The 12,924-nt window shown below is 73.1% G+C and carries 11 protein-coding genes; 8 read left to right on the top strand and 3 right to left on the bottom strand.

Translation table 11 applies throughout. The annotated features are described in order from the left end of the window. The first annotated feature begins 280 nt into the window (after positions 1-280). The 4 genes from rpsA (at position 281) to OG393_RS25355 (ending at position 4,537) form a co-directional block, all read left to right on the top strand. Positions 281-1,783, top strand: a complete 1,503-nt coding sequence (gene rpsA, locus OG393_RS25340) for a 30S ribosomal protein S1 (protein WP_327377005.1) — start codon at positions 281-283, stop codon at positions 1,781-1,783. 439 nt (positions 1,784-2,222) lie between these two features. Beyond that, positions 2,223-3,161 (top strand): PAC2 family protein, encoded by a 939-nt coding sequence (locus tag OG393_RS25345; RefSeq protein WP_327377006.1) that lies wholly within the window; start codon positions 2,223-2,225, stop codon positions 3,159-3,161. A 56-nt stretch (positions 3,162-3,217) separates the two neighbouring features. Further along, complete coding sequence (coaE, locus tag OG393_RS25350; protein WP_327377007.1) at positions 3,218-3,838, top strand: dephospho-CoA kinase; 621 nt, start codon at positions 3,218-3,220, stop codon at positions 3,836-3,838. 312 nt (positions 3,839-4,150) lie between these two features. Next, positions 4,151-4,537: a tetratricopeptide repeat protein gene (locus OG393_RS25355; RefSeq protein ID WP_327377008.1), complete on the top strand. Its 387-nt coding sequence runs from the start codon at positions 4,151-4,153 to the stop codon at positions 4,535-4,537. Positions 4,538-4,547: 10 nt separating this feature from the next. On the opposite strand, the gene OG393_RS25360 is transcribed toward OG393_RS25355, so the two are convergent. Further along, positions 4,548-4,823, bottom strand: a complete 276-nt coding sequence (locus OG393_RS25360; RefSeq protein ID WP_327377009.1) for a DUF6343 family protein — start codon at positions 4,821-4,823, stop codon at positions 4,548-4,550. A 375-nt stretch (positions 4,824-5,198) separates the two neighbouring features. After that, a complete protein-coding gene (locus OG393_RS25365; protein WP_327377010.1) occupies positions 5,199-5,534 on the bottom strand; it encodes a hypothetical protein in 336 nt (111 codons plus the stop codon). Between the two features lie 218 nt (positions 5,535-5,752). Here OG393_RS25365 and OG393_RS25370 point away from each other — a divergent pair, with 218 nt between their 5' ends. The 3 genes from OG393_RS25370 (at position 5,753) to OG393_RS25380 (ending at position 10,937) form a co-directional block, all read left to right on the top strand. Further along, positions 5,753-8,608, top strand: coding sequence for a DEAD/DEAH box helicase (locus tag OG393_RS25370; protein WP_327377011.1), 2,856 nt, complete (start codon positions 5,753-5,755; stop codon positions 8,606-8,608). Further along, entirely contained in the window at positions 8,605-9,888 is a 1,284-nt protein-coding gene (locus OG393_RS25375; protein WP_327377012.1) for an SWIM zinc finger family protein, read from the top strand. Before OG393_RS25370 ends, OG393_RS25375 begins: the two co-directional genes overlap by 4 nt. 305 nt (positions 9,889-10,193) lie before the next feature. Then, positions 10,194-10,937 (top strand): chaplin, encoded by a 744-nt coding sequence (locus OG393_RS25380; RefSeq protein WP_327377013.1) that lies wholly within the window; start codon positions 10,194-10,196, stop codon positions 10,935-10,937. A 13-nt stretch (positions 10,938-10,950) separates the two neighbouring features. On the opposite strand, the gene OG393_RS25385 is transcribed toward OG393_RS25380, so the two are convergent. Then, on the bottom strand, positions 10,951-11,610 hold the full coding sequence (locus tag OG393_RS25385; protein WP_327377014.1) for a DUF2293 domain-containing protein: 660 nt from the start codon (positions 11,608-11,610) through the stop codon (positions 10,951-10,953). Between the two features lie 149 nt (positions 11,611-11,759). Between OG393_RS25385 and OG393_RS25390 the strand changes: the two genes are divergently transcribed. Further along, positions 11,760-12,494, top strand: coding sequence for a DUF7873 family protein (locus tag OG393_RS25390; protein WP_327377015.1), 735 nt, complete (start codon positions 11,760-11,762; stop codon positions 12,492-12,494). Positions 12,495-12,924: the final 430 nt, after the last annotated feature.

A 12,924-nucleotide genomic window follows, 5' to 3' on the forward strand; every position in this document is an offset into this window, starting at 1 on the left:
GCGACTCGAGTTGCGCCGGTTATGGGGTGATCTGCCCCGGGTGCGCGCTTCGCGCATTGACCCTGTCCGGCTGCCCCCGTATGCTAAAGGTTGCGCTGCGGGCCTGCGCGCCTCAGACGGAGCAGGCCGCGCTCGCACCTGTTGTATGTCCCCTCGGTTTTCGAGGCGCCCCCGTTCGCGGGATCGGCGCTTCATTGGCTGTCCGGCTTCTTGGTGCGATACGGGCTCTCGGCGTAGCAGTACCTACGACTTTCTGTCCGTAACCGGAGCCCTTTCCCACATGACGAGCAGCACCGAGACCACCGCCACCACCCCGCAGGTTGCGGTCAACGACATCGGTAACGAGGAAGCCTTCCTCGCCGCGATCGACGAGACGATCAAGTACTTCAACGACGGCGACATCGTCGACGGCGTCATCGTGAAGGTCGACCGGGACGAGGTCCTGCTCGACATCGGTTACAAGACCGAAGGTGTCATCCCGAGCCGCGAGCTCTCGATCAAGCACGACGTCGACCCGAACGAGGTCGTCAAGGTCGGTGACGAGATCGAGGCCCTGGTCCTTCAGAAGGAGGACAAGGAAGGCCGCCTGATCCTCTCGAAGAAGCGCGCCCAGTACGAGCGCGCCTGGGGCACCATCGAGAAGATCAAGGAAGAGGACGGCATCGTCACCGGTACCGTCATCGAGGTCGTCAAGGGTGGTCTCATCCTCGACATCGGCCTCCGCGGCTTCCTCCCGGCCTCCCTGGTCGAGATGCGTCGCGTCCGCGACCTCCAGCCCTACGTGGGCAAGGAGCTCGAGGCGAAGATCATCGAGCTGGACAAGAACCGCAACAACGTGGTCCTGTCCCGCCGTGCCTGGCTGGAGCAGACCCAGTCCGAGGTCCGCCAGACCTTCCTCACGACCCTCCAGAAGGGTCAGGTCCGCTCCGGCGTCGTGTCCTCGATCGTCAACTTCGGTGCCTTCGTGGACCTGGGTGGCGTCGACGGCCTGGTGCACGTCTCCGAGCTGTCCTGGAAGCACATCGACCACCCGTCCGAGGTCGTCGAGGTCGGCCAGGAGGTCACCGTCGAGGTCCTCGACGTGGACATGGACCGCGAGCGTGTCTCCCTGTCGCTGAAGGCGACGCAGGAGGACCCGTGGCAGCAGTTCGCCCGCACGCACCAGATCGGCCAGGTCGTTCCCGGCAAGGTCACCAAGCTGGTTCCGTTCGGCGCGTTCGTCCGCGTGGACGAGGGCATCGAGGGCCTGGTCCACATCTCCGAGCTGGCCGAGCGTCACGTGGAGATCCCGGAGCAGGTCGTCCAGGTCAACGACGAGATCTTCGTCAAGGTCATCGACATCGACCTCGAGCGTCGTCGCATCAGCCTCTCGCTGAAGCAGGCCAACGAGTCCTTCGGTGCCGACCCGGCCTCGGTCGAGTTCGACCCGACCCTGTACGGCATGGCCGCGTCCTACGACGACCAGGGCAACTACATCTACCCCGAGGGCTTCGACCCCGAGACCAACGACTGGCTCGAGGGCTACGAGACCCAGCGCGAGGCCTGGGAGACCCAGTACGCCGAGGCGCAGCAGCGCTTCGAGCAGCACCAGGCTCAGGTCATCAAGTCCCGCGAGGCCGACGAGGCCGCCGCTGCCGAGGGTGGCCCCGCCGCTCCGGCCGGTGCCCCGGCGGGCGTCTCCGGTGGTTCGTACTCCTCGGAGTCGGACGACAACTCCGGCGCCCTGGCGTCGGACGAGGCCCTGGCGGCCCTGCGCGAGAAGCTGGCCGGCGGCCAGAGCTGAGGCTCTGAGCGCCAGCTGAACAGCTGAGGCCACAAGGCCCGCTCCCCTCGGGGGGGCGGGCCTTGTGTCGTTTCACGGGGCGATGGGCGATGCCCGGCCGTCCACCGTGGCCGTCGGCGATGCCGGACGCGATGCTCCGCTCGCCGACGAGACGCCGGTCGTGGCGTGTCGGGGTCCGGACCGATCCGCGCACGGGCGGCCCGACTGCCGACGGGCCCGGGAATGGACGCTCCCCGGACGGCGTTCCCTCCAGTGCCGCGTCAGCCGAGGTTCGCCCCGCCGTGACGCCCGGCACGGCACTTCGCCCGACTGCAGCATCGACCGAGTAGACCCTTACAAGGCCGGTCCGGCACCTCACGAAGCGCCGCACCGGACGCCGCGTCCTTGACGGGCACACCTCACCCGGCGCGGCACCAGGAACAGAGGAGGAGCGGAAATCGTGCTTGACCCCCAGGATTTGTACGAATGGGACCGGAAGGGCCGGGCCGCGGTGGACATGGCCCTGGCACAGGAGTCGGCCGGGCTGGTCATGCTCTACCACTTCGACGGTTACATCGACGCGGGCGAGGCCGGAGAGCAGCTCGTGGAGAGGCTCCTCGGCTCGCTGCCCCACCAAGTGGTGGCCCGCTTCGACCACGACCGTCTGGTGGACTACCGCGCCCGCCGCCCTCTGCTCACCTTCCGCCGTGACCGCTGGACAGCGTACGAGACCCCGGCGATCGAGCTCCGCCTCGTCCAGGACGCCACCGGCGCACCCTTCCTGCTGCTCTCCGGGCCCGAGCCGGACGTCGAGTGGGAGCGTTTCGCCGCGGCCGTCCGCCAGATCGTCGAACGGCTCGGCGTGCGGCTCGCGGTGAACTTCCACGGCATTCCGATGGGCGTTCCGCACACCCGTCCCGTGGGTCTCACCCCGCACGGCAGCCGCACCGACCTGATGCCCGGCCACCGCAGCCCCTTCGACGAGGCGCAGGTGCCCGGAAGCGCCGAGTCGCTGGTGGAGTACCGCCTCACCCAGGCCGGTCACGACACCCTCGGCGTCGCCGCGCACGTACCGCACTACATCGCCCGCTCCGCCTACCCCGACGCGGCACTGACGGTTCTGGAGGCCGTCACCGCGGCCACCGGGCTGGTTCTGCCGACCGTGGCGCACGCCCTGCGGGCCGAGGCCCGGCGCACCCAGACGGAGATAGACCGCCAGATCGGCGAGGGCGACGAGGAGCTCGTGGCGCTCGTCCAGGGCCTTGAACACCAATACGACGCGGCGGCCGGCGCCGAGACCCGGGGCAGCCTGGTCGCGGAGCCCGTCGATCTGCCCTCGGCGGACGAGATCGGCCGGGAGTTCGAGCGCTTCCTGGCGGAGCGCGAAGGCGACGGGTAGGCCGGGCGCGGCCCCCGCGCGGGCACCGGCCGGGTGGGGGTCCTAAGCTGCCGCTCATGCTGAAGGTGGGCCTGACCGGTGGAATCGGCGCCGGCAAGAGTGAAGTGTCGCGGTTGCTCGTCTCCCTCGGGGCGGTCCTGATCGACGCCGACAAGATCGCCCGCGAGGTCGTCGAGCCAGGGACACCCGGGCTCGCGGCGGTCGTCGACGCCTTCGGGGCCGGGGTCCTCTCCGCCGACGGGACACTGGACCGGCCGAAGCTGGGCTCGATCGTCTTCGCCGACGCGGAGCGCCTGGCTGCCCTGAACGCCATCGTCCATCCGCTGGTCGGCGCCCGCTCCGCCGAACTGGAGCGCGCCGCGGGACCGGACGACGTCGTGGTCCACGACGTTCCGCTGCTCACCGAGAACGGCCTGGCCCCGCTCTATGACCTGGTCGTCGTCGTGGACGCGTCCCCCGAGACCCAGCTCGACCGGCTCGTCCGGCTGCGGGGCATGGCCGAGCCGGAGGCGCGGGCCCGGATGGCCGCCCAGGCCACCCGCGCGCAGCGGCGGGCCGTGGCGGACCTCGTCGTCGACAACGACGGCCCGCTCGCCGAGCTGGAACCCCAGGTGCGGACGGTCTGGGCGGAGCTGGCGCGGCGAGCGGCGGCCGACCGAGACCGGGACGGGACGTGACCAAGCCGCACGTGTGACGGCGGAGGCGTCGGCGCGACCGCGTCGGAGGTCGGCCGCTCACCGGTCCGCGCGCAGGACGGGTACGGCCGCTTCCACGCTCGGGCCGGCGAGGCGCGGCCGCCGGAACGGAACGGGCGCGGGGAGCGTGCGGGGGCGCGGCGTCCGGCCCTGGAAGAAGCCGGCCCGGGGCGCCGATGCCCGCGGCTGTCGGCTGGGTAGGTATCGCCGGGACGGCCGCCGGCTCCCGCCCGCCGTGGAATACGGCTGTCGTCCGCCATGTTGAACCGCCGGAGTGAGGGGAAGGATGCCACCGTGGCCGAGAACAACCCGGAGACCCACGTCATCGACTTCCGTGCCGCCGAGCAGTTGCTGGCCGCGCGGGACCCGCGCGGTGCCGTGAAACTGCTGGACTCGGTGATCGCCGCCCATCCCGAGAACACCGCGGCGCGACTGCTGCGCGCCCGCGCCTTCTTCGCCGCGGCCCAACTGCGTCCCGCGGAGCTTGAGTTCGAGCTCGTTCTGGAGCGCGAGCCGGACAACGCCTTCGCCCACTTCGCGCTCGCCCGGACCTTCCAGCGCTCCGGCCGTCCCGAACAGGCCACCCGCCACTTCCGGCTGGCGGCGGCGCTCGACCCGAAGCCGGAGTACCTGGAGGCGGCCCGCTTCGGCGGCCTGGAGGACCGGTCCCTGGACGACTGATCCGGCGAGGTCAGCGGGGCCCGTCCCGGCCGCCGTGGTCGGGCTCGTACGGAGGTACGTCCCGGCCGGGCTGCCAGTGCGGGCCCTGGCGGAGGTGACGCACCACGAGGACCAGATCCACTGCGACCACCAGGAACAACGCCCCGCAGGCCGCCGCCCACCCAGGCCGTCCGACCAGTGCGAACACCGTCGTGCCGAAGGCCGCCCAGAGCAGCCCCCACAGACCCAGCCAGAACCTCATGCGCAGCGGGCTGCGCGCGGTCGACGGTTCGCTTCCGGTACGCATCACGGTCACACCTCCGACGGTGCCTACCGGGCATGTACCCGCGACGAGGACCGGCGAACGGACGCGCTCGGCAGGAGTGGCGGCCGCAGGCCCCGGAACGGTCCGGCGGACGGGGGTCCGGGACTTGCCGGGCTCGTTGCCACCCCGCCAGGTGTGCCGCGCCCGGTGGAGACGTCCGGGCACGGCACACATGGCGGCGGGGCCGGTCGAGGCGCCGCCGGGCGGTCGTGTCCGGCCGCCGGGGCCCGGCGGCGTGCCGCGTCGTCCGTCGCCCCACCGGCCTGACCGGGAGGCTCCGCCCCGCCCCTCCGTCCCGCTCCCCGTCGCAGGCCGGGGCCCACCGGGCGCGGCCCGCACCCCCACGTCCCGAGGCGCTCAGTACACGACGCTGTAGCTGCGCCAGGGGAGGCTGCCGGGGACGATCTCGTTGGTCGTGTTGGTGGCGATGTAGATGGGGTCCGGGTCCTTGCAGTCCCGCGTCCGGTACATCTGGATGTCGTTGAGCGTCCGGTTCTCGACCTTGCGGGTCCCGGCCGGCCCGAGCCGGTGGCAGCCCTTCACCGGGGGGCTCGTCACCGTCACGACGAGGTCGCGCTCGGTCTCGTACGTCAGCGTGCCCACCGCGGTCCGGCCGAGGCCGGAACAGCCCGCGACGGCGAGGGTCAGGAGTGCGGCCCCGGCTGCGGTGCCGAGACGCCGTGGAACGGACATGGCGGGTCCTCGTCTGTCGGGCGAAGGAGGCGGAGGCCTCGTTCTCTCGCACCTTGCCGTCTTGCGCGCGCGACGGCACCCGCTGCTGGTCCGGCCGGGCGAAGCGCGGCGGCACCCGTCGCGCCGGATCCCCGCGCGATACCGCGCGCACCCCCGCTGTCAGACCCCACCCGTAAGGTCGGAGGTCCAGTCGCAATCCGTCACCCGGGAGCGGGGAGGTGAGCAGCGCCGTGACACACACCTGGCAGACCAGTGCCGCCGTCTTCCTGCCGGCCGCCCTGCCCCGGGAGGGCCGGGTCGCCTTCTGGGCGCCCGATGGCGCCGCCCTGCCCGACGGGGGCGAGCCGGCGGCACGAACCGAGCTGACCGTCGTCCGGCGGCACGGCACCGGAGTCCGCGGGCGCGCCGTACCGGTCGTGCTCCTTCCCGTCGCCGACGCCCTGCCCCATCTCGTCGCCGCCCGCTCCTACCCGGCCGCCCATCCGGCCACCGCCTGTTGGGGCGCCGCGGCCCTGCACGCCCTGCACCTGGTGGCCCGCGGGCGCCTGCTGCCCGGTCTCACCGCCGACGACCTGGACGCCTGGCGGGCCGGTCCGCTCGACGCGGAGGACATCGCCCATCTGCGTGCCGTCGCCGCCGCCATGCCGCACGAGGCCCACGCCGTGCCCGTTCCCGGCCGGGGGCCGCTCCGGCTGCCCGAACCCGAGGCACTCGTCCGGGCCTTCCTCGACGCGGTCGCCGACGCCCTGCCCCGTACGCCCGCCGCCGCCCACGCGGCCGGCGCGCCGTTCGCCGCCCGGGAAGCCCAGCACCTGCCCCGCGCACGTGCCTGGGCCGCCGAGGCCGCGGCGGGCATGGACGCCGGGGTCCGGGTCTCGCTCCGCCTCGACCTCACCGGGTACGAGCTCTTCGACCCCGCCGAGGAGGGCGGCGACGAGCGACCGGCCGCCGCCGCGCTCCTCCAGGTGCACAGCCTCGCCGACCCCACCCTCGTGATCGACACCGCGGCGCTGTGGGCGGGTGACGGCGTAGAGCACTTCGGACCGCGCGTCCAGGTCGACGCCGTCCTCGCCCTGCGCCGCGCGGCCCGTGTCTGGCCGCCGCTCGGCCGCCTCCTGGAGAGGGACGTCCCGGACACCCTCGCCCTCACCGAGGACGAACTGTACGAACTGCTCGGCCCCGCCGCGGCCCGCCTCGCGGACGCCGGAGTCGCCGTCCACTGGCCACGGGAACTCGCGCGCTCGCTCAGCGCCTCAGCCGTCGTCCGGCCGCCGCGGTCCGCACCGGGCTCCGCCACCGACGGCACGGCTTTCTTCGACGGCGGGGACCTGCTGCGCTTCGACTGGCAGCTGGCGCTCGACGGCGATCCGCTCAGCGAACGCGAGATGGACGCCCTGGCCGAGGCGCACCGGCCCGTCGTACGCCTGCGCGACCAGTGGGTGGTCGTCGATCCGGACCTCGTCCGCAAGGCCCGTAAGCGTGAACTCGGCCTGCTGGAGCCGGTCGACGCCCTCGCCGCCGCGCTCACCGGGACCGCCCAGGTCGACGGCGAGAACGTCCCCGCCGTGCCCGTCGGAGCCCTCGCGACCCTGCGCGACCGGCTCGTCGGCGGCCCGGGGGACGTCGAACCCCCGGCCGGTCTGCACACGACCCTGCGCGACTACCAGCTCCGCGGCCTCGCCTGGCTCGACCTCATGACCTCGCTCGGTCTCGGCGGCTGCCTCGCCGACGACATGGGGCTCGGCAAGACCGTCACCCTCATCGCCCTCCACCTCCGCCGTGCCCGCCGCGCGCCCACCCTCGTCGTCTGCCCCGCCTCCCTGCTCGGCAACTGGCAGCGGGAGGTGCGGAGGTTCGCGCCCGGCGTCCCCGTGCGCCGTTTCCACGGCGCCGACCGTTCCCTGGACGGACTCGACCACGGTCCCGGCGGGTTCGTCCTCACCACCTACGGCACCCTGCGCACCAGCGCCCCCCGGCTCGCCGAACAGGAGTGGGGCATGGTGGTCGCCGACGAGGCACAGCACGTCAAGAACCCCTTCTCCGCGACGGCCAAGGCCCTGCGTACCATCCCGGCACCGGCCAGGGTCGCTCTCACCGGCACGCCCGTGGAGAACAACCTCTCCGAGCTGTGGGCGCTCCTCGACTGGACCACGCCCGGCCTGCTCGGCCCGCTCAAGACCTTCCGTTCCCGCCACGCGCGCGCCGTCGAGAACAGCGAGGAGATCGAGAACGACGAGGCCGTCGAGCGCCTCGCCCGGCTCGTCCGGCCCTTCCTGCTGCGCCGCCGCAAGTCGGACCCCGGCATCGTCCCCGAACTGCCACCCAAGACCGAGTCCGACCACCCCGTCCCCCTCACCCGCGAACAGGTCTCCCTGTACGAGGCGGTGGTCCGGGAGACGATGGCGCAGATCGAGGGAGCGCGGGGCATGGCCCGGCGGGGGCTCGTCATGAAGCTGCTCACCTCGCTCAAGCAGATCTGCAACCACCCCGCCCAGTACCTCAAGGAGCACACGGCTGACGGCGGCGGCACGCCCCGGCTCGCAGGCCGCTCCGGCAAGCTCGCCCTGCTCGACGAACTTCTCGGCACGATCCTCGCCGAGGACGGAGCCGTGCTCCTCTTCACCCAGTACGTCTCCATGGCCCGGCTCCTCGCCGACCACCTCGCCGCCCGGGGTGTTCCGGCGCAACTGCTGCACGGCGGAACGCCGGTGGCGGAACGCGAACGGATGGTGGACCGCTTCCAGGACGGTGAGGTCCCCGTCTTCCTGCTGTCGCTGAAGGCCGCGGGCACCGGACTCAACCTCACCCGCGCGGGCCACGTCGTCCACTACGACCGGTGGTGGAACCCGGCGGTCGAGGAACAGGCCACCGACCGCGCCTACCGCATCGGACAGACCCAGCCGGTACAGGTCCACCGGCTGATCGCCGAGGGCACGGTGGAGGACGCCATCGCCGAGATGCTGCGGGCCAAACGTGCCCTGGCCGACGCCGTCCTCGGGTCCGGAGAGGCCGCGCTGAGCGAACTGACCGACCGGGAACTCGCGGACCTGGTCTCGCTGAGGAGGCCGTCGTGACCCCTCGCCCGTCCGCCCGGGGGCTCGGCCCGCGCCACGACGACCGCCGCCGTACGTTCCCGCCGCTCGCCCCGCGCGAGGCGCCGGACGGCCGCTTCGCCGGCACCTGGTGGGGCAACGCCTGGGTGGACGCCCTGGAGGACACCGCCCTCGACCCGGCCCGCCTGGCCCGGGGCAGGGCCTATGCCGGACGCGGCCACGTCGACGCCATCACGGTCACGCCCGGCCGTGTCGTCGCCTACGTCCACGGCAGCCGGCCCCGCCCGTACCGCACCGAGATCCGGCTGCGCTCCCTCGGAGAGGACGGCTGGGAGGACTTCCTCGACGAGGTGACCGCCCGGCCGGACCACCTCGCCGCCCTCCTCGACAAGGACGTCCCGCACGCCGTCGGCGCGGTGACGGGCCTGCTGCCCGCGCCCGGCGATCTGATCCCCGACTGCTCCTGCCCGGACGACGGGTTCCCCTGCAAGCACGCCGCAGCTCTCTGCTATCAGTCGGCCCGGATCCTCGACGAGGATCCCTTCGTCCTCTTCCTGATGCGCGGGCGCGGGGAGCAGGAACTCCTCGCCGCTCTGACCCGGCGCAACGCGGCGCGGTCGGCGGCCGAGGCGAGCGCGGCGGCCCCCGCCCTGGCGACCGTCCCCGCCCGCGCCGTCCTCACCCCGCCCGCGGACGACTCCGTGCCGCGGCCCCTGCCCCCACTGCCCGAACCCCTGCCGGTGCCCACGCGCCCTGGCCGCCCGCCCGCCTTCCCGCCCGACCCCGACGCCCCCGACCCGGTGGCCCTGGACCTCCTGGCCACCGAGGCCGCCGCTCGCGCACACGCCTTCCTGACGACTGGTCAGGATGCCGTCGCCTCGCTCTCCCCCTGGCAGGACGCCGTCCGACTGGCCGCCGCCCACCCCGGCTCCGGCCTCACCGCGTCCACCCGCGCGCTCTACCGTGACCTCGCGGACGCCCTCGACCGCACCCCCACCGACCTGGCACGGGCGGTGGCCGCCTGGCGGCAGGGCGGTCCGGCCGGTCTCGACGTCCTCGAAACCCCCTGGGACCCGCCCGCCGGCCCCTTCGACCGGGCCCGCCCCGCCCTGCTCGCCACCGACTTCCCCGCCTTCCGGCCCTGGCGCAACCGGCTCTCCACCCGCTCGCTCCAGCTCCGTCTCGGCCGTGACGGCCTCTGGTACGGCTACGAGTCCGACACCGACCGCGAGGACTGGTGGCCCCGCGGCACCCCCGACGCCGACCCCGTCGGCGCGCTCTCCGCGCTCCTGGGCGGCTGACGGGGCCCTGGGTCCCGATCGCGGGAACACCCCCGCCCGGCACATCCCGCCCGCGCCGGCCGCCACACCCTGCCCGCGCAGGACGGCGGACGCCCCCCGCCGTCCTGCGCGGCGGCACCCGCGGCCGAGTGGCGGCACCCGCCCCGGCCGGGCGCGGCGGCCCGCCTCAGCTTCCCCACGCGTGTTCGACGGTATGCCCACTCGTTGGAGTGAAACACGCCGACGGCCTGATCCCGCCGCGTCCGCCTCGCGTTATTGCGGATGCGGGCAAATACCCGTGAACACCTTCCGGAAGGCAGGAAGCCATGAGGCAGATTCGCCGAAGTGGTCTGGCCACACTGATGGTCACGGGCGGCGCACTCGCCCTCTCGGCGGGCGCCGCGCACGCCGACGCCGGCGCACAGGGTGCCGCCGTCGGTTCGCCGGGCGTGATCTCCGGCAACAGCGTCCAGCTGCCGGTGCACGTGCCGGTCAACGCGTGCGGGAACACCGTCAGCGTCGTCGGGCTGCTCAACCCGGCGTTCGGCAACAGCTGCGAGAACCGCTCAGGCGGATCCGACGGCGTAGGCCGTGCGCACAAGGACCAGCCGGGCACCCCGCGTGCCGGACAGCAGGGCGGTCACAGCGGTCATACGGGCGGGAACGCGTCCAACGGCGGCGGCGCCGCCGCCGAGGGTGTGGCGCACCACTCCCCGGGTGTGATCTCCGGCAACGGTCTCCAGCTGCCGATCGACCTCCCCGCCAACCTCAGCGGCAACTCGATCAACGTGGTCGGTGTCGGCAACCCCGTCTACGGCAACACCGCGGTCAACGGCCCCGCCACGCCCGAGACGCCCCGTGTGGTGACCCCGCCGACCGAGACCGTGGAGAACCCGCCCGCTCCGAGCACCGCCGTGGACATGCCGGCTCCTCAGCCGCACGCGCACTCCGCCGCGCTCGCCAGCACCGGCTCGGACACGGTCGGGATCGCCGCACCGGCCGGCGCCGCGCTGCTCCTCGGCGGCGCGCTGATGTACCGCCGCGCCCGTCGGACGGGCGGAGCGGCCTGAGGCCCTCCAGCCCTCATCCCGGACTCCAGGCCCGGAGCACCGTCTCGATGACGGGGGCGACCCTCGACCGGGCCTGGTGACGGGCAACCCCGCGCATGAGCAGCGTGTCGTAGTCGGTGTCCACGTGCCGGACGGAGGCCCGCACCGCGGCGGTGACCGCACCCCGGTCCAGCGCCCGGCCGGCCGCCGTGCGCCCCACCCGGCCACTGCCCTTCCGCGCTGCGTGCGCGGCGATCTCCGCCGCCCGCTCCGGCGGGCAGGACGGGAAGAGCCGCCGGATCTCGTTCTCCAACAGCGCCGTGACCTCCGCGTCGCGCTCCGCGCGGCGGGCCGCGTCCCGGGACCGGCGCCGGGCCCGTGCCTCCGCGTCCGCCAGGCAGGCCGTCTCCGCCAGCGCGAGCGCGGCCTCCTCGACCAGCAGCCCCCGGCGCTCGTACCGGGTGCGCCGCCTGTTGTGGCGTACGACCACCGCCCACAGCGCGCTGCCCTCGCGGGCCCTGCGGGTGAGAGCGGTGTCCCCACGGGGGAGGAACACCAGATGGCCGAGGTCCGCGCAGTCCAGGCAGACCGGCGCGTTGAACTCGACGATCATCCGCTCCAGCGGGCCTCGGCGGCACTCGGAACAGTGGCGGCGTCTCAGCGGCTCGACGACCACGGGTGCGACGAGTTCCACGGTGTCTCCCCTCACTCGGCGGGCGCCGGGGCGGGGACCGGGTCGCACGGACCGGGCGGGTGCCGGTCCCGTCCCCGGGCGCCTGCGGGGAGGCGGCGACGCAGAAAACCATTCGCTCCCTCACGGCGGACGGCCCTAGGGTCGGCCGTGTGGCAACGAGACTCAATCAGATCATCGCCGTGGAGAAGGGCGTCAAGTCCCGGGCGCATCAGGACCTGACGGCTGCTCATCACGGTCTCCAGAAGCCGGCGTTGCTCGCCGGCATCTCCCGCACTTACCAGCCGAAGGACGAGGAGGGCGAGCAGTTGCCGCCCGAGTCCACACGGGTGCAGGTGAAGGCCGAGGACGTGCTGCGCGACACCGCGCGGGTACTGACCCGCCTGTTCGACGTAACAGCCACCAAAGACTGGGCGAACTGCGAGGCGCGGGCCGACATCACGGTCGACGGCCGCGTCCTGGTCGGCCGGGTGCCCGTGGCCTACCTGCTCTTCCTGGAGAAGCAGTTGACGGACATCAACACCTTCGTCCGCAAGCTGCCGGTGCTGGACGCCGCCGAATCCTGGACGCAAGACCCGTCGACCGACGCGTGGAAGACGGAGGTCGTGCGTACGGTCCGTACCAGGAAGGTGCCGCGCAACCACGTCAAGGCGGAGGCCACGGAAAAGCACCCGGCACAGGTCGAGGTCTACTACGAGGATGTGCCGGTCGGCTACTGGACGACGGTCAAGTTCTCCGGGGCGCTGCCGGCCCGGCGGGTCAACGAACTGCTGGAGCGGGTGGAGAAGCTCCAGCAGGCGGTGAAGTTCGCCCGTGAGGAGGCCAATGGCGCCGAGGTCACCGACCAGCGTGTCGGAGACGCCGTCTTCGGCTACCTCTTCGGGTAGCCGGGACACACCACAGACTCCCCGCCCGCGATCGCGGACGGGGTGCGCGAGGAGCGCAAAGCTGAAGCTGAGGCTTGTCGTGACATCCGCGGTCCAGTGGGGGTTCGAGTCCCTCTCCCGGCACTTACCGCGCCGGGATGGCCCAACCAGGCAGAGGCATACCGCGGTCAATCTCAGACTATTGCTCCAGACTCAGCATGCGCCGCTCATCGCCGGATCGACCGGGCCCGGGCCCCGGTGCGTCGAAATGCCAGTTCGAATCTGGTCCGCCGAGCTCGATCGGCGGTGGTCCAACGGCAGGACGCGACGCCATGACGAATGACCCGGGTCCTCAAGCGTGCCGGCGTGTGAAGGGGAGCGGCACCGACAGGGTCCGGGGGCAGGCTACGCCCTCGGACCCGCTCCGCTTGCCGGCGGACGACCCGCCGGT

The organism is Streptomyces sp. NBC_01216, from assembly GCF_035994945.1.
Classification (GTDB): domain Bacteria; phylum Actinomycetota; class Actinomycetes; order Streptomycetales; family Streptomycetaceae; genus Streptomyces.

Excerpts from the sequence above, each read along its gene's own strand:
- rpsA (WP_327377005.1), top strand. The coding sequence starts at position 281 with ATGACGAGCAGCACCGAGACCACCGCCACCACCCCGCAGGTTGCGGTC.
- coaE (WP_327377007.1), top strand. The coding sequence starts at position 3,218 with ATGCTGAAGGTGGGCCTGACCGGTGGAATCGGCGCCGGCAAGAGTGAA.
- OG393_RS25360 (WP_327377009.1), bottom strand. The coding sequence starts at position 4,823 with ATGCGTACCGGAAGCGAACCGTCGACCGCGCGCAGCCCGCTGCGCATG.
- OG393_RS25365 (WP_327377010.1), bottom strand. The coding sequence starts at position 5,534 with ATGTCCGTTCCACGGCGTCTCGGCACCGCAGCCGGGGCCGCACTCCTG.
- OG393_RS25380 (WP_327377013.1), top strand. The coding sequence starts at position 10,194 with ATGAGGCAGATTCGCCGAAGTGGTCTGGCCACACTGATGGTCACGGGC.